Origin of the sequence: Tundrisphaera macrotermitis (assembly GCF_051175315.1) — a bacterium.
Taxonomy (GTDB): Bacteria; Planctomycetota; Planctomycetia; order Isosphaerales; family Isosphaeraceae; genus Tundrisphaera.
The window spans coordinates 183,518-206,397 of record NZ_CP195100.1; the positions used below are offsets into that span (position 1 = coordinate 183,518).

21 protein-coding genes are annotated in these 22,880 nt (G+C 68.9%); 12 read left to right on the top strand and 9 right to left on the bottom strand.

Annotation, left to right across the window (positions count from 1 at the left end):
* Positions 1-56: 56 nt before the first annotated feature.
* The 5 genes from TA3x_RS00755 (at position 57) to TA3x_RS00775 (ending at position 4,507) form a co-directional block, all read left to right on the top strand.
* Positions 57-374 carry an ArsR/SmtB family transcription factor gene (locus tag TA3x_RS00755; RefSeq protein ID WP_435022464.1) on the top strand — a complete coding sequence of 106 codons (318 nt, stop codon included), beginning with the start codon at positions 57-59 and terminating at the stop codon, positions 372-374.
* Positions 375-396: 22 nt separating this feature from the next.
* Positions 397-858, top strand: a complete 462-nt coding sequence (locus TA3x_RS00760; protein ID WP_435018203.1) for an SRPBCC family protein — start codon at positions 397-399, stop codon at positions 856-858.
* A gap of 86 nt (positions 859-944) precedes the next feature.
* Positions 945-1,919 (top strand): quinone oxidoreductase family protein, encoded by a 975-nt coding sequence (locus TA3x_RS00765; protein ID WP_435018204.1) that lies wholly within the window; start codon positions 945-947, stop codon positions 1,917-1,919.
* 140 nt (positions 1,920-2,059) lie between these two features.
* A complete protein-coding gene (locus tag TA3x_RS00770) occupies positions 2,060-3,562 on the top strand; it encodes a Gfo/Idh/MocA family protein (protein ID WP_435018205.1) in 1,503 nt (500 codons plus the stop codon).
* A 408-nt stretch (positions 3,563-3,970) separates the two neighbouring features.
* Positions 3,971-4,507 carry a hypothetical protein gene (locus tag TA3x_RS00775; protein ID WP_435018206.1) on the top strand — a complete coding sequence of 179 codons (537 nt, stop codon included), beginning with the start codon at positions 3,971-3,973 and terminating at the stop codon, positions 4,505-4,507.
* Positions 4,508-4,519: 12 nt separating this feature from the next.
* Here the strand turns inward: TA3x_RS00775 and budA are convergent, their stop codons facing one another.
* The 4 genes from budA to TA3x_RS00795 all read right to left on the bottom strand — a co-directional run bounded on the left by budA (position 4,520) and on the right by TA3x_RS00795 (position 7,851).
* The gene (gene budA / locus TA3x_RS00780) at positions 4,520-5,332 is read right to left on the bottom strand and encodes an acetolactate decarboxylase (RefSeq protein WP_435018207.1); all 813 of its coding nucleotides are present in this window, start codon (positions 5,330-5,332) and stop codon (positions 4,520-4,522) included.
* 108 nt (positions 5,333-5,440) lie between these two features.
* The gene (locus TA3x_RS00785) at positions 5,441-6,082 is read right to left on the bottom strand and encodes an SGNH/GDSL hydrolase family protein (RefSeq protein WP_435018208.1); all 642 of its coding nucleotides are present in this window, start codon (positions 6,080-6,082) and stop codon (positions 5,441-5,443) included.
* Between the two features lie 33 nt (positions 6,083-6,115).
* Positions 6,116-6,463, bottom strand: coding sequence for an STAS domain-containing protein (locus TA3x_RS00790; RefSeq protein WP_435018209.1), 348 nt, complete (start codon positions 6,461-6,463; stop codon positions 6,116-6,118).
* Between the two features lie 101 nt (positions 6,464-6,564).
* Positions 6,565-7,851: a PcfJ domain-containing protein gene (locus TA3x_RS00795; protein WP_435018210.1), complete on the bottom strand. Its 1,287-nt coding sequence runs from the start codon at positions 7,849-7,851 to the stop codon at positions 6,565-6,567.
* A gap of 426 nt (positions 7,852-8,277) precedes the next feature.
* Here TA3x_RS00795 and TA3x_RS00800 point away from each other — a divergent pair, with 426 nt between their 5' ends.
* Positions 8,278-8,421 carry an SEC-C metal-binding domain-containing protein gene (locus TA3x_RS00800; RefSeq protein WP_435018211.1) on the top strand — a complete coding sequence of 48 codons (144 nt, stop codon included), beginning with the start codon at positions 8,278-8,280 and terminating at the stop codon, positions 8,419-8,421.
* 110 nt (positions 8,422-8,531) lie between these two features.
* Here TA3x_RS00800 and TA3x_RS00805 read toward each other — a convergent pair whose 3' ends face one another.
* The 3 genes from TA3x_RS00805 to TA3x_RS00815 all read right to left on the bottom strand — a co-directional run bounded on the left by TA3x_RS00805 (position 8,532) and on the right by TA3x_RS00815 (position 10,313).
* Positions 8,532-9,059, bottom strand: a complete 528-nt coding sequence (locus TA3x_RS00805) for a DUF2243 domain-containing protein (RefSeq protein ID WP_435018212.1) — start codon at positions 9,057-9,059, stop codon at positions 8,532-8,534.
* On the bottom strand, positions 9,044-9,319 hold the full coding sequence (locus TA3x_RS00810; protein WP_435018213.1) for a hypothetical protein: 276 nt from the start codon (positions 9,317-9,319) through the stop codon (positions 9,044-9,046). The genes TA3x_RS00805 and TA3x_RS00810 overlap by 16 nt, the downstream gene beginning before the upstream one ends.
* A gap of 124 nt (positions 9,320-9,443) precedes the next feature.
* The gene (locus tag TA3x_RS00815) at positions 9,444-10,313 is read right to left on the bottom strand and encodes a hypothetical protein (protein WP_435018214.1); all 870 of its coding nucleotides are present in this window, start codon (positions 10,311-10,313) and stop codon (positions 9,444-9,446) included.
* A gap of 448 nt (positions 10,314-10,761) precedes the next feature.
* Between TA3x_RS00815 and TA3x_RS00820 the strand changes: the two genes are divergently transcribed.
* Together TA3x_RS00820 and TA3x_RS00825 are read left to right on the top strand one after the other, a co-directional pair.
* Entirely contained in the window at positions 10,762-13,281 is a 2,520-nt protein-coding gene (locus TA3x_RS00820) for an alkaline phosphatase family protein (RefSeq protein ID WP_435018215.1), read from the top strand.
* A gap of 400 nt (positions 13,282-13,681) precedes the next feature.
* Positions 13,682-14,167 (top strand): hypothetical protein, encoded by a 486-nt coding sequence (locus TA3x_RS00825; RefSeq protein ID WP_435018216.1) that lies wholly within the window; start codon positions 13,682-13,684, stop codon positions 14,165-14,167.
* Here the strand turns inward: TA3x_RS00825 and TA3x_RS00830 are convergent.
* On the bottom strand, positions 14,147-14,995 hold the full coding sequence (locus tag TA3x_RS00830) for an IS5 family transposase (protein WP_435022289.1): 849 nt from the start codon (positions 14,993-14,995) through the stop codon (positions 14,147-14,149). The two genes, TA3x_RS00825 and TA3x_RS00830, sit on opposite strands and share 21 nt — an antisense overlap.
* A 56-nt stretch (positions 14,996-15,051) precedes the next feature.
* Between TA3x_RS00830 and TA3x_RS00835 the strand changes: the two genes are divergently transcribed.
* The 3 genes from TA3x_RS00835 (at position 15,052) to TA3x_RS00845 (ending at position 18,257) form a co-directional block, all read left to right on the top strand.
* On the top strand, positions 15,052-16,242 hold the full coding sequence (locus TA3x_RS00835; protein WP_435022467.1) for a P-loop ATPase, Sll1717 family: 1,191 nt from the start codon (positions 15,052-15,054) through the stop codon (positions 16,240-16,242).
* Between the two features lie 318 nt (positions 16,243-16,560).
* Positions 16,561-17,529 carry a hypothetical protein gene (locus TA3x_RS00840; protein WP_435018217.1) on the top strand — a complete coding sequence of 323 codons (969 nt, stop codon included), beginning with the start codon at positions 16,561-16,563 and terminating at the stop codon, positions 17,527-17,529.
* Positions 17,530-18,032: 503 nt separating this feature from the next.
* Complete coding sequence (locus TA3x_RS00845) at positions 18,033-18,257, top strand: hypothetical protein (protein WP_435018218.1); 225 nt, start codon at positions 18,033-18,035, stop codon at positions 18,255-18,257.
* A gap of 198 nt (positions 18,258-18,455) precedes the next feature.
* Here TA3x_RS00845 and TA3x_RS00850 read toward each other — a convergent pair whose 3' ends face one another.
* Positions 18,456-20,039: an alkaline phosphatase D family protein gene (locus TA3x_RS00850; RefSeq protein ID WP_435018219.1), complete on the bottom strand. Its 1,584-nt coding sequence runs from the start codon at positions 20,037-20,039 to the stop codon at positions 18,456-18,458.
* A gap of 285 nt (positions 20,040-20,324) precedes the next feature.
* Here TA3x_RS00850 and TA3x_RS00855 point away from each other — a divergent pair, with 285 nt between their 5' ends.
* The gene (locus TA3x_RS00855) at positions 20,325-22,880 is read left to right on the top strand and encodes a PAS domain-containing protein (protein WP_435018220.1); all 2,556 of its coding nucleotides are present in this window, start codon (positions 20,325-20,327) and stop codon (positions 22,878-22,880) included.

Here is a 22,880-nt window from a genome sequence, read left to right on the forward strand (position 1 = left end):
TCCGGCCGACTTGACATGCAACCGTTCGGTTGCATAATGGGGCGATGGAATCAGGGATCGACGAGGTCTTCAAGGCGCTGGCCGACCCCGGCCGGCGGCTGCTGCTGGACCGCCTGCACGCCGAGAACGGGCAGACGCTCGGGCAGCTGTGCGAGCACCTGGACATGACCCGCCAGGCCGTGACCAAGCACCTGAAGGTGCTGGAGGCGGCGTCGCTGGTCGTGCCGATCCGCCGGGGGCGCGAGAAGCTCCACTACCTCAACCCGGTGCCGATCCAGGAGATCGCCGACCGCTGGATCGGCAAGTTCGAGCGCGGGCGGCTCCGCGCGCTGGCCGACCTCAAGAAGAAGCTGGAGGAAGGAACCGATGGCTGATCGAACCGGAAGGGATGGATCCATGTCCGAGAGCCGATTTGCGTACGTCACCTACATCCGCACGACGCCCGAGAAGCTCTGGCGGGCCCTGCTCGAACCGGAGTTCACCCGCCAATTCTGGTGCGAGACCTGGCAGGACAGCGAATGGAAGCCCGGCGCTTCCTGGCGGCTGATGGCCCCCGACGGCCGCATGGCCGACGAGGGGGAGATCCTGGAGATCGAGCCGGGCCGGCGGCTCGTCCTGACCTGGCGGCACCAGCTGTCGGACGAGATGCGCGAGGAAGGTCATTCCCGGATGACCTGCGAGCTGGAGCCGGTGGGGGAGTCGGTCAAGCTCTCCATCCTGCACGAGATCGACCGGCCGGGATCGAAGCTCATCGAGAGCGTGTCGGAGGGGTGGCCGCACCTCCTGGCGAGCCTCAAGAGCCTCCTGGAGACGGGGGAACCGCTCGCCGAGACCCGCCTTTGGCCGGAAGGGCTCTGAATCCGCCCCGGGGGCGAGTTGCCGGGCGTCCTAGAATGCCCGCGATTCGCCCCCGGCCGATTCGTCCCCTTTCAGGATCCGCGCCCATGCCCAAAGCCATCCGCATCCACGAGGTCGGCGGCCCCGAGGTCCTCCGGTGGGAGGACATCGAGGTCGGGGAGCCCGGCGAGGGGCAGGCCCGCATCCGGCACACCGCCGTGGGGGTCAACTTCATCGACACCTACCACCGCTCCGGCCTCTACCCCCTGCCCTTGCCGACCGGACTCGGCAGCGAGGGGGCCGGGGTCGTCGAGGCGGTCGGGCCGGGTGTCACCGTCGTCAAGCCCGGCGACCGGGTGGCCTACGCGGGCGGGCCGCCGGGGTCGTATGCCGAGTCGCGGCTGATCCCGGCGCAGATCCTGGTCCCGATCCCGGACGGGGTCCCGGATCAGATCGCGGCGGCCGTGATGCTCAAGGGGATGACCGCTCAGTACCTGATCCGCCGCACCTACCCGGTCCAGGCGGGCGAGACCGTGCTGTTCCACGCCGCCGCCGGCGGGGTGGGGCTGTTCGCCTGCCAGTGGCTCAAGGCGCTGGGCGCCACGGTCATCGGCACGGTCGGCACCGACGCCAAGGCGGCCATCGCCAAGGCCCACGGCTGCGAGCACGTGATCATCTCGACCCGCGAGGACATCGCCAAGAGGGTGCGCGAGATCACCGGCGGGGCGGGCGTCCCGGTGGTGTACGACTCGGTCGGCAAGGACACGTTCCTCGCCTCGCTCGACTGCCTCAGGCCGCGCGGGCTGATGGTCAGCTTCGGCAACGCGTCCGGCAAGGTCGACCCGGTCGACATCGGCATCCTGTCCCAGAAGGGCTCGCTCTACCTGACCCGGCCGACCCTGGCCAGCTACACGGCGACCCGCCCGGACCTGGAGGCGACGGCCCGCGAGGTCTTCGAGGTCATCCGCGACGGCAAGGTCAAGGTCGAGATCCGCCACACCTACCCGCTCGCCGACGCGGCGCAGGTCCACCGCGACCTGGAAGGCCGCCGCACCGTGGGCTCGATCGTCATGGTGCCCTGATCGGGCCCACCCGGGAGGGGACTTCGGGTGGTGGGTCGACCGGCCGCGGCCCACCGGCTAGTCTGGGGCGGGCGGCCCGATCCGCGGGGCGTCCTTCACTCCTCCCACAACCAGTCCCCAGGCCCGAAGTGAGCAGGGATATGAGACCGATCCCACGCCGGAATTTCCTGACGGGTTCGATGGCCGCCGGCCTGTCGATGGGGATGCCGCGGCTGTTGCTCGGCGCCGGGGCGCAGGCGGGAAGCCCGAACGAGGCGGTGAACGTCGCGGTCATCGGCATGGGGTCCACCACCGCCGTCGGCGGCGTGGGGGGCCGCGGCCACCAGCTGATCGGCCGGCTCCGCGAGATCACCGGTGCCCGGATCGTGGCCCTGTGCGACGCCGACCAGGCCCACCTCGACCGCGAGATGGCCGCGGCCCACAAGGCCGGCGAGAAGCCCAGGGCCTACCACGACCCCCGCCAGGTCTTCGACGACAAGGGCGTCGACGCGGTGATCATCGCCCTGCCCAACCACTGGCATGCCCTGGCGACCGTCTGGGCCTGCCAGGCGGGCAAGGACGTGTACGTCGAGAAGCCGTTCTCGCACGACCTGTGGGAAGGCCGGCAGATGGTGGCGGCGGCCCGCAAGTACGACCGCATGGTCCAGGTCGGCACCCAGAACCGCACCGGGCCGTTCCTCCCGGGCGTGTTCGAACGCCTGCGGGGCGGGGAACTCGGTGCGATCCGGTTCGCCCACGCGCTGGTGTACCGGGCCCGCGAGGGGATCGGCACGGTCGACGGCCCGACCGCCCCGCCGGCCACCGCCGACTACGACCTGTGGTGCGGCCCGGTCGCCCCGAAGCCGATCATGCGCAAGCAGATGCACTACGAGTGGCACTGGTTCTGGGACACCGGCAACGGCGAGATGGGCAACAACGGCATCCACGTGATCGACCTGTGCCGCTTCGCCCTGGGCCAGGACCGGACCCCGCCCCGGGCCATGAGCATCGCCGGCCGGTTCGGCCCCCGCGACTGCGCCGAGACGGCCAACACCCACATCACCCTGCTGGATTACCAGCCCGCCCCGATCATCTGCGAGGTCCGCAACGTCGCCACCAAGAAGGAGGCGATCGGGAAATATCGCGGCCAGAACAAGGGGATCCTGATCGACTGCGAGGGGGGTTACTTCGCCGGCGACGCCACGGGCGGGGCCCTCTACGACCGCCAGGGCAAGAAGATGAAGGATCTCGGGGCGGGGGACTCCGCGAAGACGCTGGAGCAGATCCACCTGTCCAAGTTCCTCAAGGGCGTCCGGAGCCGGAAGCACGCCGACCTCGGGGCCGAGGCGCTCGACGGCCACCGCTCGACGGCCGGCTGCCACATGGCCAACGTCTCCTACCGGATCGGCCAGCAGATGGCCCCGGACGCCATCCGGGACGCCGTCTCGGGCAACGCCGAGATGGCCGACGCCTTCGAACGCTGCCGCGCCTACCTCGGCGAGAACGGCGTGGACCTGGCCGCCACCCCGGCCGCCCTCGGGCCCTGGGTCACCTACGACGAGGAGAAGGGCCGGTTCGTCGGCGACCACGCCGAGGCCGCCAACAAGCTCTCCCGCCGCGAGTACCGCAAGCCGTTCGAGGTCCCCGAGATCGCCCCGGCCTGAGCCGGCCCCTCACGCTGGCCCGTCGGAATCATCGTCACGAATCGCGCCGGGTGCCTGTGGTTGGCTTGCCAACCACGGCGCCGGCGCCTCGATCGCGGGGCGATGGCCATCATGGCACCGGATCACTTCCGTGGACTCCGGCGTGCAGTCGCTCGCGGCGTGCTCGCCGGCGCCGTGGTTGGCAAGCCAACCACAGCCACCCGGAAGCCACCCGGAGGCGGAGATCGTGACCGCCTGGGCCGATCGCCCGCCGGCCCCGCCCGATCGGGCGGGACGATCGTCACGACCCGCGCCATCGCCGCCGCCCGGCGGCGATGGCCGGCTTGCGCCTCCGGTTCATGGGACGACGGGCCGATTGCCCATGAGGGGACTCGCGCATTTCGATCGGACCAGGAACAGGAGATCAGGATGATCCGCCTTCTCATCGCCGGGCTCGCCCTCCTCATGCTGCCCGGGTGCAGCATCCTCCGGCGCGTCGATGCGACCATCGAGCGCCTGGATGCCACGAATGCCCAACTGGGCGAGGCCAACCGCCAGATCGCCGAGGCGAACCGGCAGGTGGCCGAGTCGCGGTCCCTGATGGTCGAATCGAACCGCGAGATCGCCGAATCCCGGGCCCTGATGGTCGAGTCGAACCGCAACGTGGTCGAGTCGAATCGGCTGATCGTCGAGTCCAGCCGCCAGGTGGGGCGGAGCATCGAGGTCGTCGAGAAGTCGATCGAGCGGGTCGATGCCTCCAGCGCCAAGATCGATGCGTCCAACGCCAAGATCGACGTCTCCAACGGCAACATGGCGAAGACGATCGAGAACATGGAGAAGACGCTGGGCCAGATGGAGGAGACCAACCGGAACATGCGGCAGAGCAACGCCCAGCTGGCCGAGATGAACGGCAAGATGGGCGTGATGACCGGGGTGATGGAGAAGATCCCCGGCCTGAAGCCCTGATCCCCGGCCCGGTCAACGCTCCCGGTCGTCGCCCCGGGAGCTTTCCACCCGCCGCAGGTCCTTGCTGGTGTCCTGGGCCAGGTCGGCCTGGTCGGCGCCGGGGGTGCCGTCCAGCTTCACCATCCATTCCTGGCACACGTCGTAACGCACCCGGACCGCCCCGGCGCGGCAGTCGAGCACGTGCCCGCCGACCTTGCGGTCGTCCGACAGGAAGTGCCAGTGATAGCCGGGGACGTTGATCCCCCCGACCCAGGCCGGGCTGCGGATCCCCACCAGCGTCCCGGCCAGATCCTCGCGGGTCCACATCGACTGGGTTTTGGCGACCTCGCCCAGCGGCCGATACGGCGGCTCCTGGCGGTGGACGCTCCGCAGGGTGATCGAGGAGAACCGGCCATCGACCCGGATGGCGACGAAGCTGTTCTTCTGGGGCAGCGCCGCGCCCAGGCGGGCGTCGAGGTCTTCCAGGCTGCCGACGGCCGAGAGCGGGAACTCGCCGTCGCTGTCGAACGGGGTGATGCTGGCGAAGGGGACCGAGCGGTCGTCGCCGACCGGGTGGACCGAGCCGTCCCCCCGGACCTGGAAGGCCAGCCCGTCCAGGACCGTCAGCTCGCCGTCGAGGTGGTCGAGCGTGCCGACGCCGAAGTCGCCGAGCCGGAGGAACTCGGACATCGGCATCACCCCATCATAGCGGCCCACCATCAGGGCGTTGATGACCGAGACCTGGGTGATCCGGTCGGGGGCCCTGGCGGGCATCGGGGCATCGGGCGTGCAGCCGACCACCGCCAACAGGCCGAGGGCGATCGGGGTGATCCGGGGGATCGTCATCCTGGGGCATTCCGGTGGGGGGCGTCGGGGGCGGTCGGCCGGGGACGGCCTCGCGACCCGCCCCCCGATGAACGCCATTCTACGACGCCCCGTCCAGCCGGGCCCCGATCAGCCCGGCGACGGGTACACGACGGCCCGCCGGCCCCCGAAGTCGTGGCGGAGGGCGATCTCGACGAGGTGGCGGGCGATCTTGTCGCCGCCGGCCGACGACGGCTCGATCGGGTTGGCGAAGTCGGCGTCCCCCGAGCAGACCGCGCGCAGGTCCAGCACCGGCACGCCCGCGCGCCGGGCCGATCGCACGATCACGTCGTCGAACAGGCCCACCGCCGTCGCGGTCGCTCGTCGCTGGATCGCATCGGGCGGCCGGGGCTCGTAGACGGTGCAGACGACCAGGGGCAGGCCGGTCGCCATCACGCGTTGCAGGAGCCCGGCGTAGGCCGCCTCGAACCGATCCCGGACCTCGGCCAGCAGGAGCAGCCCCGCCCCGACCGACCCCGCCGGCTTCTCCAGGACGCCCGACTCGGCGAGCAGGTCGTTGCCGCCGATGCTCAGGGCCAGGTGGCTGGCATCCTCGGGGAGCCGGTCGAGTTGCCGGGGCACGCCATCGATCCGGGCCCCGTCCACGGCGAGCAGGGACGCGGTCCAGCCCCCCGGCAGGTGGTCGCGAACCTGTTCGATGACGGCCGGGCCGCCCCGGACGTAGGCCAGGTTGTCGAGCGTCGAGTCTCCCAGCAGCACGAGGTGCCCCATGATCCACCCTCCGAAGGAACGCTTCCGCCGGGCCTACTTCGCGCCGGGCAGGAGGGCCTTGGCCTCATCGACGCTGGGGGCGGTATCCCAGTAGTCGTCCATCTGCATCATCTCGATGTATTCGACGACGGCCCGGGCCGGCTTCGCCAGGACGATCTGCCCGCCCGCCTGGCGGATCTGGCGGGTGATCGTCACCATCAGGCCCAGCGCGGAGTCGCCCATCTCGCGGATGTTGGCCATCTCCAGGACGAACTTGCGGATGCCCTGATCGAGCAACCCGCGGACCTCCCGCCCGGCGTCGAAGTGCCTGGGGTCGTTCATCAGCCCGCCGAAGTTGCTCAGGATCGCCACGCCATCATCGATCCGGCCATTCACCACCATCGCGACCTCCCGCCAACCTCGCACGACGGACCGCCCAATCACCCGCAGAGCTTCTCCGATTCTACCGGATCCGCCCGGGCGCATCACCGGACGACCCGCCCTCACCCGCCGGGATCGGCCAGAGCAGGATCGCCGGCGGGCTCGACAGTGCGGTCGAGGGCCTCCTTGAGCCCGATGGCGAACGTCAGCCCCGCGGATTCCGCCCACCGCCGCATCACGCCCAGGGTCTTCTCGTTGGGCGGGGCGTTGGCCCGGCGCCTGGCCTGGACGATCGTCCGGGTGGCCGGGTCGACCTGGATCGTCATCACCCGATATTTTCGCCCTCGGTGCTCGAATCGCATCGACCAGATCGAGGTGTCCCGGCGTCGGCAGGCGTGGGCATAGCTCCCCACGCAATGCTGCATCGCCTGCCCTTCCCGGCGGAGGGCTTCGCCGCAGGTCAGTTCCTGGATCGTCCAGCAACGCGTGCCATCGGGGTCGTGCCCCTCGACGTCGCGATACGCGGCGATGGCCGCGGGTTCCCACCGGATCGGGGCGAGTTTCGCCGGGGTTCTCGGCCGCCGATGCCACTCGCGGGACTGCCTGATCAGCGACCGCGGCGTGCGGCCCTTCATGGTCAGGTCGGGCTGCGGGGGGCCCAGGTCGAACCACTCCCCGCCGCCGGCGAACGCCTCCTGGAAGACGAATCGCTGGTGGTGGAGGTACTCCACGACCGGGCCGACCTGATCGAGGTCGAAGTCCGGGTGATGGGCGAAGAACCGGACGACCGTCGTCCAGAACTCCTCGGACTCGAACGACCCGCCCAAACGGGTGGCGACGACCGCCCGGGCCAGCGCCTTCGACCCGCCCATCCCCCTGACCTGGCCCCAGCGCAGCGCCTCGTCGATCGAGAGGTGGTCGGGGGCCTGGAGGAAGTGGTGGGCCATCTTCCTGGTGTACGGCAGCGGCAGGTCGGCGTGGCGGATGTTCCGCCCGGACCCGATTAGCGCGTACCAACGCTGCCGCCGCCGGGCCTCGCCGGCCATGCCGCCAAGCCACGCGGAGGCCATGAAGGCGGGGACCGGGTAGGCCGCCAGCAGGTGCCCGGCCAGCGACGCGAACCGGGGCAGCGGGCCGGATCCGGCCGGCTCCCAGTCCTCGGCCGGGCGGATCCAGTCGAAATCGGCCAGCGAGCGGAGGCCAGCGACGAACGCGCCGCGGCCCTCCTCCCCGGGCCGCCCGCCGCCCGGACCGGCGCGGAGGAGGTCGGAACGGCGGGCTTGCTGGAGCAGCCGCCGGAAGGCGGTCGACGTGGCGGAATCGTGGGCGGGTATCGTGGCGAACGCGTCCCGGATCGCCCGGTCGATGGCGGCGTTCGCGGAGTTCCTGCGCGAAGGTGTGGTCGGCATGGGATCGGCCTCGTGGGACGTGCGGGGGCAACCGGAGGGGAGATGCGGTGGCGTCCCCTCACGGCGGCGAGGTCCGTCCCGGGCCGAAGCCGGCCCTTCAGGTGGCGGATCTCGCCCGGATCGCGAGCGTCTTCGAGTCCGTTCCGAATCGGCGGGTCATCATCGATAGATCTCCTGGGCGTGGGGGCCACCCGGCCCCGCGATCCTGACAGGCCGATCGGCCGACGGGTTCGCCGGGGTCGCGAACCAGGACGCCCCCGGCCCTGTCTCCCCGACCATGGGCCGAAGCTGGTCCCGTCCCGGGGCCCCGGGCCCACGCCCCATCGATCCGAGGAGGTGTGCCATGCGACGCGAATTCCGCGACGATCCGCCCTGCTTTCGAGGTCATGAGCAAGCGTCGCCGGGGGTATCCCCAGCGAAACCCACGTGAAACGCGGCCTGCGCATCGTCCACGGCGACAAGGAACTCCGCGAGAAGCTCGGGCGCAACGACCCGTGCCCGTGCGGCAGCGGCCTCCTGTTCAAGAAGTGCTGCCGCAACTCGGGCTGCTTTCGACGGGGTGGAGCGTGACCACTACGAACGATGAGGGGGTACACCCGGGGGGCGATCGTCCCTGAAACCAAGGTTGGAAGCTCGTCGGTGCGTCCGCCGGGCTTCCGGCCTTGGGTTTGGCGTTGCCCTTACGTTGCCCGAGGGGCGTCGGGCGGGGCGGTCCTCGCGAGGCCGTCGCCCCGGTTCGCCCGGATCGCGGCCCAGCCGGCCAGGATCAGGGCGACGCCGGAGCCGAGGAACGCCAGGTCCCAGAGCCGGTGATTCCCGGACTCGACGACGTGGTGGATGCCCAGGAATTGGTGGTCGATCAGCCCCTCGACCAGGTTGAACAGGCCCCAGCCCAGCGGGAGCGACCCGGCGAGCGTCCCGGTCGAATGGGGGACGTCCGGCCGTCCGGCGGCGCGCCACAGCAGGGCGATCCCCAGGGCGGTCATCGCCCAGGTGCCGGCGTGGAACAGGCCGTCCCAGAACATGTTGATCTCGACGTTGGCCAGCGCGGTCGCCGGGTCGACGCCCGCCTTCGGGTACTTCGCCGAGAGCATGTTGTGGAGCTGGAGGATCTGGTGGAACAGGATGCCATCCACGAATCCGCCCATGCCGATGCCGATCAGCGTCCCGGCGGCGATCAAAGGCCTGCGGTTCATCGCGCGTTCCATGAGGGGTCCTCCCGAGGGTGGGCCGCATCGGCCGGCGGATTCGCCCACGGCGGGCCGAAGTGGATCAGCGCGACGATCGCCAGGAACACGGCGAAGGGCAGGAACGTCGCCGCGAGGTGATACCCGAAGTCGGCGTCGAAGATGCCCGCCCGCACCCGCCGGCCCGTCTCGGACACGCACAGGGGGCAGGCCCGCGCGGGCGTGGTCGCCGAGAGGGACGCGGCCCACACGCCCGCGGTCCGCAAGGTCGCTCGCCGCATGGTCGCTCCCCCCTTCCCCGTCGGTTCGCCGCGACTCGCCGATGCAGCAAATCGAAGGCCGGTGCGATCGGAAAAGGAAGATGGCCGGGCCGGCCCGCGAAGTTCGCCCGCGTCACGTCGGGTTTCAGGCGTATTTCCGGAGCCTCGTCGCCACGATCAGGCATGCCGTCGCCAGCGACGCCGCCAGCGCCTCGCCCGGGCCGTGAACCCGGAACTTGTACAACACCAGGGCGACCAGCGGGTGGCTCCAGAAGATCGCCCGCGACAGCGCCGCCAGCGTCGCGCCGCCCGGCAGCATGACGGACCGGCCGGCCACCAGCAACACCAGCGCGATCGAATAGCCGGAGGCCCCCGGGACCGCCAGCAACGACATCGCCAGGGCCAGCATCGCCGGGCCTCGCCCGTGCAGGGACGTCCGGCAGAGCACGGCCAGGCCGATGCACGGGACCACCTGCCACCAGCGGCTCGCCATGCCGGCGGGGATCGGGCAGGGGATCGCGATCAGGGCCGTCGTGGCGACCGCGGCGCCGGCCGCGGCGGAGCCGCCCATCGCCTTGCGCACGATGAAGCCGGAGGCCAGCGCGAAGGGGACGTACCACAACTGCGAGCAGATCACCGACTCGAACACCGCGGCGAGGACCGCCCGCTGATGACGCGCCGCGATGACCCCGTTGGCCAGAGCCTGGAGGCCGGCCCAGATCGCGAAGTTCCGCAGTAAGACGCGGGGGTTGCCTCGCGACTCGGCGGCGAACCAGCAGCCGATCAGGGCCATCGTGGGCATCCGCCAGGAGCCCAGGTGGCCGTGCGAACCCCGGGCGTGGAAATCGACGACCGCGAGCGCGGTGATCAGGCGGATGGCGTCGATGCCACCTCGCCTGGGGGCGAAGCGGGCGGATCGGGCGCTGGGGGCCTTCGCCGGGGCGGCGCGGCGGGAGCTGGCGAGCGGAACCGGCCAGACGTGGGCGGTCCGCTGCGTGAGCGTGGCGTGGGGCATGGGTGGGGATTTAGGCGGGGCTTTCGTGCGGGGCCTCCGGGCGTCCCTGCGACGGTCCTGAATCCTTTCGCCGCATTCGTCATAGCATGCGCCCAATCTGTGATGATAGGCCACCGGGCAGAGTATCACCTCGCCGTTGTCTCGGATGCTCAAAATGTCGTCCCGGTGCCTCGGAGGTTTGCATCTGTTCGTTTTTCATCGGTTCCGTTTGCAAAAAGGCCCGTCCCCCGCGTTCGTGCCTGACGTGAACGCCTCGTCGGCGAAGGGTTCGCCGGGGATAGGCGAGGCGTCCGTCGGGATCCCGGGCCGGGCCCTGCCATGTTGGAATACCCGCCGCCCTCGGTGAATCGCCGCGATCCGGGCACCCCCGGCTTGATCCGCCGCGGCGGCGCGCGATCATCGCCCTCGTGGCCCTCGCCCCGAGTCCGACCCCATCGAGGATGATCGCATGACCCAGCCCACCCGACTCCAGGCCGCGGCCCTTGCGCTGGCGGCCACCCTGGCCGTCCCTTTGCTGGCCCAGGAGAAGCCGCCGCAGCCGGATCAGGCCCCCCGGACGGCCGGCCCGGTCGCGGGGGGATACCTTTTGCCCAACGGCTGGACCATCACCCCGGCCGGCGACCAGGTCCCCCTGCCCGACCTCACGCTCAACGTCCTGCCTTTGGCCGACGGCAAGCACGCCCTGGTCACCTCCAACGGCTACAACGACCACGACCTCAGCCTGGTCGACCTGGCCGAGAAGAAGGTCGTGGCCCGCCAGAACGTCCGCGAAAGCTGGTTCGGCCTGGCCCACGACCCCGAGACCAACCGACTGTGGTGGGCCGGCGGCGGGAGCGGCATCCGCCACGCCTACGAGTTGAAGGGGCAGACGCTCACCCGGGTCGGCCCCGCCGAGCCCGACAAGGGCGACCTGACCAAGAAGGAGAAGGCCGCCCGGGCCAGGAGCTTCCAGGGCGGCGTGACCTTCGACCCGGCCACCAGGATCCTGTATTCCCTGGACGTCGACGCGGGCACCCTGGCCGCCATCGACACCACCGGCAAGGCCCCGACGCGGACGGCCGCCATCGGCGGCAAGCCGTATGACCTGGCGATCGCCCGCAACGGCTCGCGGCTGTATGTCTCGGACTGGGCGGGCCGCGCCGTTCTGGCGATCGACCCGGCCGACCTCCGCGTGGTGGCCAAGATCGGCGTGGGCGAGCACCCCAACCAGATCGCCCGCCACCCGGAGGACGATCGCCTGTTCGTGGCCTGCGCCTCCAGCAACAACGTGTCGGTGATCGACACGAAGCGGGGCACGGTCATCGAGACGATCTCGACCGCCCTGTTCCCCCGGTCGCCCGAGGGGAGCACGCCCGACGCCCTGGCCGTGAGCCCCGACGGCGAGACGCTCTACGTCGCCAACGCCGACAACAACTGCGTGGCCGTGGTCGACGTCGAGGAGCCCGGCAAGAGCGGCATCCTCGGGTTCATCCCGACCGGATGGTACCCGACCGCCGTGGCCGTCTCGCCCGACGGCAAGAACCTCCTCGTCGGCGTCGGCAAGGGGAACCAGACCCACGCCAACCCCTTCTTCGCCGAACCGCCCAGGCCCAAGGGCAAGTCCAAGAAGGCGGCCCGGCCGTTCCCCCACATCGGCACCACGATGTCCGGCGCCCTGTCGATCGTGCCGATCCCCGACGAGAAGGCCCTGGCCGCCTACACCGCCACCGTCTACCGCAACTGCCCCTATTCCGACGAGCTTCTGACCAACGCCCCCTACGCCGGCAAGACGGCGATCCCCACGAAGGTCGGCGACCCGTCGCCGATCAAGCACGTCATCTACATCATCAAGGAGAACCGGACCTACGACCAGGTCTTCGGCGACATCGAGAAGGGCAACGGCGACCCCTCGCTGGTCATGTTCGGCCGCGAGGTGACGCCCAACCACCACAAGCTGGCCGAGGAGTTCGTCCTGCTGGATAACCTGTACTGCAACGGCCAGGTCTCGCGCGACGGCCACCCCTGGTCGACCATGGCCTATAACACCGACTACATCGCCCGCGACTGGATGCTGACCTACTCGCGCCGCGAGGGGATCGACGACGACGACGAGGGGAACCTGACCAAGGCCCCCTCCGGCTACATCTGGGACGCCTGCGCCCGCGCCGGTCTGACCTATCGCAGCTATCGCGAGGCCGGCCGGCGCGTGAGCGAGCCCGACGGCTCGGTGAAGTTCGAGGCCGCCGTGCCCGGGCTGGTCGGCCACATGGCCCCCGACTTCGGCATCACCAGGGTCGCCGGCCAGCGCGACCGCGACACCGACAACGTCGAGGCCTTCCTCAAGGAGTTCCGCCAGTTCGAGAAGGACGGCAACCTGCCCCGGTTCATCGTCATGAGCCTGGGCGAGGACCACACCTCGGGCACCACCCCCGGCGCCTTCACCCCGCAGGCGTGCGTGGCCAGCAACGACCTGGCCCTCGGCCGCCTGGTGGACGCCGTCAGCAAGTCGTCCTACTGGAAGGAGACGGCCATCTTCGTGATCGAGGACGACGCCCAGAACGGCCCCGACCACGTCGACGCCCACCGCACCGTCGGGCTGGTCATCAGCCCCTACACCAAGCGCAAGGCGGTGGACAGCACCCAGTACCAGACCGTCAGCATGATCCGCACGATGGAGCTGATCCTGGGCCTCCCCCCGCTCAGCCAGTTCGACGCCGCCGCCCGGCCGATGTTCGAGTCGTTCACCGACGTGGCCGACCTCACCCCCTACGACCACCTGCCCGCCCGCATCGACCTGGAGGCCAAAAACACCGCCCTGGCCTACGGCGCCGACCGGTCGTCGAAGATGGACTTCAGCGAGTACGACCGGATCGACGACTTCGAGCTGAACGAGATCCTCTGGCACGCCGTCAAGGGCCCCGACGCCCCGCAACCCCCCGCCGTCCGCCGCGCCATCGCCTACCGCCCGCTCCGCAAGGACGCCCGCTGAGGCGGGGTTTGGCAGTCCGGCGGTTGGCCGTCCGGGCCACTCGCCGGACATCGTTGGGTGGCAGGGACACCAGAAGTTGAGCCAAACTTTTGCTTTTCTTCCCACTGGGATCGGCGCCACGTCAGGCCCCTTCACCTTTCAACTACCTCGTGCATCGATCGCAGTTCCAAGGTGTCCGGGGCCGGTCGTTCATCATCTCCACGATGAGGCTGATCTAGGCCCACCTGCTCCAAGGCATCGTCAGGGGCAAGACCTCACGGCGGTGCCGGTGCTTACCCTTGCACCTGGGGCACTATCGGTAGCTTGTCCTCCAGGTCACGATTATTGACCTCCGCCAAGAATGGTGGGAGCATGCTATAGATAGTGGATGGGTTGGATCAGTCGAAGGGAGGAGCGTCCAGTGACAGCCGCAAGACCGAGCGGAAGTTTCAAGTTTCGGAAAAGCTCCAACGTAGGGGCGGCTGCCGCTGAGGATGATCGTCACTTCCTCGAGACGTGTTACATCGACACCGGGGATTTGAACGTCCTGACCGAACCCACCAACCCTCAACGCATCATCGTGGGCCGCACGGGATCGGGTAAGACGGCTTTGCTCGGCAAGCTGCGGGAGACCCAGCCCAATGTGATCGAAATATCACCATTTAACCTTGCGGTGGAGTTTATCAGTAATTCGCCTCTGTTCGTCATGGTGGCCGAGGCCGGTGTAAACCTTGACCCGTTCTTCAAGCTGCTATGGCGTCACATCTTTACCGTGGAATTGATCAAGAAGATACATGGCATCACCGACAGCAAGAGTCAATCGGTGTTCTTTACGATCATGAAAAGCAATTGGACTGACGAAAAGAAGGCCCAGTATCAATTCCTTCTAGGGCGTGTCTGGCAATAGTGCCTTCAGCAACCGTTCAAGCATCGCCAGCTTGACCATCGCCTCGAAGTTCTCCGCCAGCTTCTCGAACCGCGTCGCAACCCGCCGCCGATCCTTCAGCCACCCGATGCAACGCTCCACCACGTTGCGACGGCGATACGACGCCTTGTCGAACCCCCGGACCCGCCTCTCATTGGACTTGGTCGGGATCACCGAGGCGATCCCCCGGCGACGGTTGGATCGGCGGATCTTCCGCGAGCTATAGCCCTTGTCGCCGGCCAACTTCCTGGGCCGGCTCCGGGGTCGGCCCCTCCGGCCGGGCACGCGTACCCGGCCCATTACCGCCTCGAACTGGGTCGCCTCGTGCCGCTGGCCGGCGGTCACCGTCACCGCCATCGGGAGGCCCTTGCCGTCGCAGATCAGGTGGATCTTCGAACCGAAGCCGCCGCGAGAGCGGCCCAACGCGTGGTCGGCCGGCTCGGCGGCCGTCCCGTGGGTCGGCGAGGCACCGGCGGCGTCGCGGCTCGCCCGGATCGAGGAGCCGTCGATGCAGAACAGGTCCCAGTCGATCTTGCCGGCGGCGTCGAGCCGCACATGCAGGGCCTCGAGCAGCCGGGCCCAGGTCCCGTCCTTGGCCCAGCGGTTGAACCGCTCGTAGACGGTCTGCCATGGGCCGTAGGTTGGCCTGGGCAGGTCACGCCAGGGGGAGCCGGTGTGGAGGATCCAGAGGATGCCGTCGATCACCCGGCGGTGCCCCTTCCAGGGGTGGCCGGGCCGGGCGTTGGTGGGCAGGAGCGGCTCGATGGCGGCGTAATGCTCGTCGGAGAGGGCGTGTCGGAGTTGAGCCAAGGTCGTGAGGGTGCTGGTGGGGTGATCCGTCCACTCCAATCGTATGGGCCGAGGCTATTGCCAGACACGCCCTAGACCATGGGGACTCGTTCTGGAAAGACCCGGATGAACGGGTTAAAGAGACGACCAAGAAAACAGAGACTCAACTGAAGGGCGGGTTGAAGAAAATCCCGGGACTTGATCTAGACCTAGAAGCGTCGAAGAAGTGGACGTCCGAACAAAAGGCTGAGGTGAGGGCAGTCGGCCAGGAGATAGTGAGCAGTGTAAAACTCAAAGATCTTAATAAGATGTTTGATTTGCTCGTCAAGGAACTAAATGATGACACTGGGTATGCGTATTTCATTGTTATAGACGACTTGGATCAGGGCTGGGCAGAGGATGCCATTCGATACAAACTGATTTACGCCTTGATCGAAACTATCAGAGAGTTCCAGAGGATAGACAATGTCAAGATTGTCATTTGCCTGCGGACGGATCTGGTTGAGCGTGTGCTCAAGCAGATAAAAGGCCCGGGGTACCAGGAAGAGAAAATTAAGTCACTCTTTCTAGACCTGACGTGGACGCCTGAGCAGCTTGCGGAATTGGTTGACGCCAGGATCAACCAGTTGGTTCGTGACAGTTTCACAGTTGCCACCATTACCCACAAGGACATATTGCCCAGCATGGGCAAAAAGTCGCAGCAAGATGCTGCCTTGCAATATATGATCGACAGGACGCTGAAACGCCCCAGAGACCTGATCAGCTTTTTCAACTTCTGCATCAAGAAATCCTACGACAAACCGCAGATCACCAAAAGCACGTTGCTTGCTGCAGAAATCGATTACTCGAATGATAGACGAAGGTCTTTGGAACAGGAGTGGCAAGCAGACTATCCTGACCTTTCTGACTACATCGACATGTTTAAAAAGATGCCAGCTCATTTCAGACTCGGGACAATGAATAGCGACAAACTCCTCAACTTTGCCGTCAAGCATTCTGGTAAGTATCCTCAACCAGAAGGCAAGCTAGGGATACTCGCCCAGAAGTACATCAATGCCGACATTCAGGAGGATTCATTCAGGCAATCAATGGCCTGGATCTTGTACGGCATCGGATTCCTGGGGATCAAGGCGGACACATACACGAGCATGAAGTATGTCGGAAACGATGATAGTTCGATAAATAAGGATGATATAACGGACGAGAGCCTGTGCATGGTCCATAGGATGTACTGGATGGCCCTGGGAATACACGATCAAAAACATTGAGGCGTTATTCCCAGATCCCCGTTCAGTACGTGATGGAATAATAACCGTCGTCCAATGCACGCTCCCTGAGGGCCGGCAAGGCGTCCTAGGGCAACCCCTGGGCGGCCGGGTGGCAGGGTTTCCGCGAAGCGGACCCCGATCGGTGGGTCGTCAGGAGGCGCGATCGGTGGTGGGACGCCGGGGTCGGTCGACGCCGAAACGCCGGCCGCCCGGACGACGGCTCGGCCATTTTCGCAAATACTGTGCTAACGGTCCCGCGATTTCACGATAGTGTCGGGTAAAAACCTCGCACCCTGTCGCGCCGCGTGGAACCGACCCATGGCCGAATCCCGACCCGACCTCGCCCCGCCCGCCGGCTGCAAGTATCCCGACTCCAACGTCCTGATCCACGGCTACGCCACGCCGATCCAACGCGTCCCGGAGAACATCCAGAACGTCGCGGAGCGCGAGGGGATGTTCTTCCACACCCTGAACCCGCGCAACTACTGGCAGGCCTGGCTCGCCGACGACGCCGCCCGCACCACCATCCGCCTCGATCGCCTGGCCCGGATCGAGCGTCGCGAGCGCGACCGGATCGCCCTGCGGGCCGAGACCTTCTGGGACGACGACCGCCGCGCCGAGGCCGAAGTTGCCGCCTCTCGTTTGCCCTTCGAGCCGGCCCAGGCCGTCGAGCGGCTGCGGCGCACGCCCCAGGGCTGCGACTGGATGATCGGCCGCTGGGAGCTGCTGGCCCGCGAGGTTGAGCAGGATCGGCCCTGGACCGAGGCCCACGTCGCGCTGGCCCACGACCTGCTGGGCACCCCTGCCGACTTCCGCGCCGAGCCCCCGGGCCGGGGCCTTCCCCATGCCGACCTCGCCGCCCGCGAGATCGCCGACCTCCGCGCCCGCCGCGTCGAGGTGGCCGAGGCCGACCAACTGGATCGGGCGTTGGCGATGGCCGACATGGCCGAGCCATCGACGCCCGAGTTGCGCCAGTTGCGGCGCCAAGAGTCGGCCCTGCACAAGCGGCTGCGCTGGACCCTGCACCAGCTCCACGTCGAGCCCAGGCACCACCTGCCCAACCCCAACCTGGCCCACCTCTACCAGCCCGAGCCCGAGCCGGCCCCGGCGCCGCCGCCGGAGGCGGTCCCCCAGCCCGAGCCCTCGCCCCCCGAGCCGGAAGCCGATCCCTTGCCCGAGCCGGTCGCCGTGGAGCCCGCCCCGGCCCGCCGTCCCGACCCGGTCCTGCTCAAGGCCCAGGCCCGCCGCCAGGCGAAACAGCGCCGCGCCGACCGCCTCGACAACTGACGATCGCCCTGCCGACAGCCCGAATCGAGGACCGATCCGCCGTCCCCCGGCCCGGAGCCGCCCCGGCACGCCCATCGTCCCCGATCAACCCCCGTTCTTTGAGAATCCGGTGCAAAAGTGCCGCCCGAGCCGCCCCGAAAGCGGTTGCCGGACGGCCCGCGACGCCCCGATGGCCCGCCGAGACGCCATCCTCGACCCCGACGAGCCAGGGCCATTTCAATCGGGGACGGAACGAAGCCATTTGCGGCGTCGTCCCGACGGAACGAAGCCATTTGCGTCGCCTCTGGGTGGCTGTGGTTGGCTTGCCAACCACGGCGCCGGTGAGTCGGTGTTGGTGTGCTGATCCCCGAGTGGCAACATCCGGATGCCGGATCGATGGCCGATCTTTGGCATCGCATGCTCTCCGGCGCCGTGGTTGGCAAGCCAACCACAGCCACCCAGCCGGATCGTGGGGCGAAACTCAATGGTGATATAAGAGGAAGAGTGTGGCGAATGGAAGCAAGATGATCGCCAAGAAGAAAAGCCATATGGTTAGATGCAAAACTTTGGCGTTCCCCAAGCAACCAGAGCAACTTGTGAGGGAAACGATGACGGAATGGACGCAAATCGATGGCGAAAATACGATGGCTAACCTCATCAAATCGAAATTTTCGCTCTTTGGGCCCATGAGAGCTTTTGCTGAAAAGTATGCAATCAGGCAAGCGTTGAGCAGCAGCAGGAAACAGTAGAACTTGGCCATCGCGGCGATTTTGTGTCCCGACGCATGTTCTGTCATCCCAAACCTCATTGTTGCAGCCGGGTGGCAGGAGTTGACCGTACTCGGCAACCCCGGTTCATCGATCTGGCCATGGCCGCCGGGTTATAGCGGCCGCGCCCCGGGGTTGCCGAGTACAACCAACCCCGGTTGCTGAGGCGTTGTCTCTCCTTCACACCTCGGGGGGCAGCTCGACCGAGTAGAGCGACTTCCCCCCGGCGTCGTGGAGCGAGACGGTCAGGGCCCGGGTCCGGGCGTCGATCCGGGCCATGCCGAAGAACTGGAGCCCCGACGACGGGGGCTGGTTGGCGCGGGTGCCCGGCGGGAGGCTGCAGAATTGGACCTTCGGGCCGAACGTCGCGTCGAGCTGGTTGGGGCCGAAGTTCCCGGCGTGGAGCGGGCCGGCCACGAACTCCCAGAACGGGGCGAAGTCGGTGAACTTCGCCCGCTCCGGGGCGTAGTGGTGCGCGGCCGCGTAGTGGACGTCGGCCGTGAGCCAGGCGACGTTGCGGACCGACTGGGCCTTGAGGAAGCGGAGCAGGTCGGCCAGCTCCAGCTCCCGGCCCGAGGGGGGCCCGCCGTCGCCGTTGGCGATGGCCTCGCACGTGCCCGGGCCGTCCCGCAAGATCAGGCCGATCGGCATGTCGCTGGCGATGATCTTCCAGGTCGCGGTGCTGGCCTTCAGGCTCCGCTTGAGCCAGCGCAGTTGCTCCGCCCCCAGGAAGGCGGTCGCGTCGCCGGCCTCGGGCTGGCGGTTGGCCGAGTTCGGGCCCCGGTAGGACCGCTGGTCCAGCAGGAAGACCTCCAGCAAGGGCCCGTAGCGGACCGTGCGGTAGACACGGTCCCGGTCGGCGGAATTGATGCGGGTGGGGGTGTACTCGAAGAAGGCCCGCCGCGCCCGGGCGGAGAGCAGGTCCACGCTCTTCACGGCGTAGCGGGGGTCGTCCAGGATCTCGCCGGGATACCAGTTGTTCAGGGTTTCGTGGTCGTCCCACTGGTCCAGGGTCGGGACCTCGGCGAGGAAGCGGCGGAGGTTCTCATCCTGGAGGTTGTAGCGGTAGCGGCCCCGGAACTCGGCCAGGGTCTCGGCGACCTTGCTGGTCTCCTCGGTCACGAGGTTCTTCCAGACGGACCCGTCGCCGAGCGGGACCTCGGCCAGGATCGGATTGTCGGCGTAGATGTGGTCGCCGCTGTGGAGGAAGACGTCGGGCGCCTCGCGGCGGATCGACTCGAAGATCCGCATCCCGCCCCGCGCCGGGTCGATCCCCCACCCCTGCCCGGCCACGTCGCCCCCCCAGGCCAGCTTGACGTCGGCCGGGCCGTCCGACGGGGTGCGGAACGAGCCCGATGCGGGATGGCTGACGATCCTGGGCGAGTCGAGGTCGCGGAAGGTGACGCGATACGAGATGGTCTGGCCCGGCGGCAGCCCGGGCAGGACGACCTGCGCCGTGAAGTCGTCCTCCGGCAGCGCGGCGGGGCCGACCACGCGGCGGGCGTCCTGGAAGGAGCCGGTCGTGGACCACTCGACGACCATCCGGGCCGGGCGGTCGGTGCGGGCCCAGACCACGCCCGAGCGGGCGGACACGTCGCCGCCGGCCGTGCCGCACGGGATCGCCGGGCGGGCGCGGTCGGGCACGATGATGGCGGGCGCGTCGTCGCGGGCCCACGCCCGGCCCGCCGCGGCGAGCGCCGCGGCCCCCACGGTCGTCCCGAACATCCGGCGGCTGACCTCGGACGGGCGATGATCCGGCGGCATCTCTCGGCTCCTCAAAGGGGCGGGCGGCGACGGCCCGAAGCGCAGGAGTCGCCATGATACCCGCGCCGCCCTCCTTCCGCGCGGCGGGTCCGATCGATGATGGCCCCCCCGGACGCCTCCGCGATCGGATGGGTGTGCCGACAGCAGTGGGAACGGCCTCGGGGCGCGATCGGGCCGGGAAAATTCCAGTCGATACCGATCCATGAATGGGTGATCCCCACCAATCGGGGTGTTAGGATGGGTCGGTCGTGACCATGGCGCAATGCCCTGGGAGGAGGAATCAGGATGGAATCCCGGCCGGATCGGGCCTCCGAGGCGGAGGCGATCATCGCGACCCTGCGCGAGGAGCGGGATCGGCTCCGGGCCCTGATCGAATGCATCCCCGCGGCGATCTCGATGAAGGACCTCGACGGCCGCTACCTCTGGATCAACCGCCGCTTCGCCGACGCGCATGGGCTCGATCCCGGCGGGATCCTCGGCCGGACCGATGACGACCTCTTCCCCCCGGATGTCGCCGCCCGCCGCCGGGCCGACGACCGCGAGGCGCTGGAAGCCGGGCAGGCCATCGACCACGAGGAGATGTCGCCCTGGGCCGTCGGCCCGCCCGCGCCGACCGTCCGGACGTGCCCGCTCCGGGATGCCGACGGGGCGGCCTTCGCGACCTGCGGCGTCGCCTTCGAAGCCGGCGGCGGCCGGGCCGAGCTGGCCCTGCGCGAGTCGGAGCGTCGGGTGGGCACGATCCTGGAGAGCATCGCCGACGGCTTCTATGCCCTGGACTCGGGGTGGCGGTTCGTCTACGTCAACGCCCAGGCCGAGGCGATGCTGGGCCGGCCCCGGGATGAGCTGCTCGGCCGGGTTGTCTGGCGGGAGTTCCCCGAGGCCGTCGACACCGAGGTCTTCACCATCTACCGCCGGGCGGTGGCCGAGGGGGTGCCGGTGGCCTTCGAGGTGGACTATCCCCCGCTGGGCCGGCGGTTCAGCGTGCACGCCTACCCGCTGGAGGGCGGGCTATCGGTCTACTTCACCGACGCGACCGAGCGATACCGGGCCGAGCTGGCCCTGCGCGAGTCGGAGCGGCGGGTGGTCACGATCCTGGAGAGCATCGCCGACGGCTTCATCGCCATGGACTCGGGCTGGCGGTTCGTCTACATCAACGCCCAGGCCGAGGCGATGCTGGGCCGGCCCCGGGGCGAGCTGCTCGGCCGGGTCGCCTGGGAGGAGTTCCCCGCAGGGGTCGGGTCCGTCTACGACCTGCACTACCGCCGGGCGGTGGCCGAGGGGGTGCCGGTGGCCTTCGAGGTCGATTATGCCCCGCTGGGCCGGCGGTTCAGCGTGCACGCCTACCCGCTGGAGGGCGGGCTGTCGGTCTACTTCACCGACGCGACCGAGCGATACCGGGCCGAGCTGGCCCTGCGCGAGTCGGAGCGGCGGATGGTCACGATCCTGGAGAGCATCGCCGACGGCTTCATCGCCATGGACGCGAGCTGGCGGTTCGTCTACATCAACGCCCAGGCCGAGGCGATGCTGGGCCGGCCCCGGGGCGAGCTGCTCGGCCGGGTCGCCTGGGAGGAGTTCCCCGAGGCCGTCGGCACCGAGTTGCATGCCAACTACCTCCGGGCGGTGGCCGAGGGGGTGCCGGTGTCCTTCGAGATCGACTACGCCCCGCTGGGCCGGCGGTTCGACGTGCACGCCTATCCGATCGAAGGCGGGCTGTCGGTCTATCACACCGACATCACGGATCGCTACCAATCCGAGATCGCGCGCCAGGGCAGCGAGCGCCGGTTCCGGCTGGTCATGGAGAATTCGCGCGACGTGATCTACCAGCTCAACCTCGACACCGGCACCTACGACTATGCGAGCCCGTCCTCGCTCAACGTCCTGGGCTACACGCCCGAGGAACTCGCCGCCGGCGGGATGAGCCGGACGGCGTCCTCGCTCCACCCGGCCGATCATGCGCGGCTCCAGGGGCACCTGGACCGCCTCCTCCGGTCCGATCCCGAGGAGGAGATCGAGCCGGTGCTCGAATACCGGGTCCGGGTCCCGGGCAAGGGATGGCGATGGATGAGCGACAGCCGGGCCCTGGTGAGGGACGCCGGCGGGAGGCCGACCTCGATCGTGGGGACGGTCCGCGACGTGACCGACCGGAGGGAGGCCGAGAATCGCCTGCGCGACCTGACGCTCCGCCTGGCGCGGGCGCAGGAGGAGGAGCGGGGGCGGATCGCCCGCGAGCTGCACGACGAGATCGGCTCGGCGCTCACGGCCATCAAGCTGAACCTGCGGGGCATGCAGAAGGCCACCGACCCCTCGGCCAACCCCCGCCGGCTGGCCGAGGCCGTCGCCCTGGTCGAGCGGACGATCGGGCAGGTCCGGGACATCTCGCTGGACCTCCGGCCGCCGATCCTCGACGACATCGGCCTGGTCGAGGCCCTCCGCTCCCTGGTCGCCGGCTTCGGGCGGCGCACGGGCATCCCGGTGCAGTTCGCCGCGCAGGGCGGCCGCCCGCCGACCGAGCCGGACGTCGAGACGGCCTGCTACCGGATCGCCCAGGAGGCCCTGACCAACGTGGTCCGGCACGCCGGGGCCCGCCGCGTCCGCGTGGAGCTGACGGCCACCCCCGCCGGCCTCGGCCTGGAGGTCGGCGACGACGGGGCCGGCTTCGACGTCGAGGCGATGACGGCGCGGGCCGCGGGCGGGTTCAGCCTGGGCGTGCTGAGCATGAGCGAGCGGGCCGCCCTGGTCGGCGGCCGCGTCGAGATCCGATCCGAGGCGGGCCGCGGGACCGTGGTCCGGGCCCACCTCCCGATGGGGGGAGGCCGGGTCGCGGGCGACCTGGAGGACTGA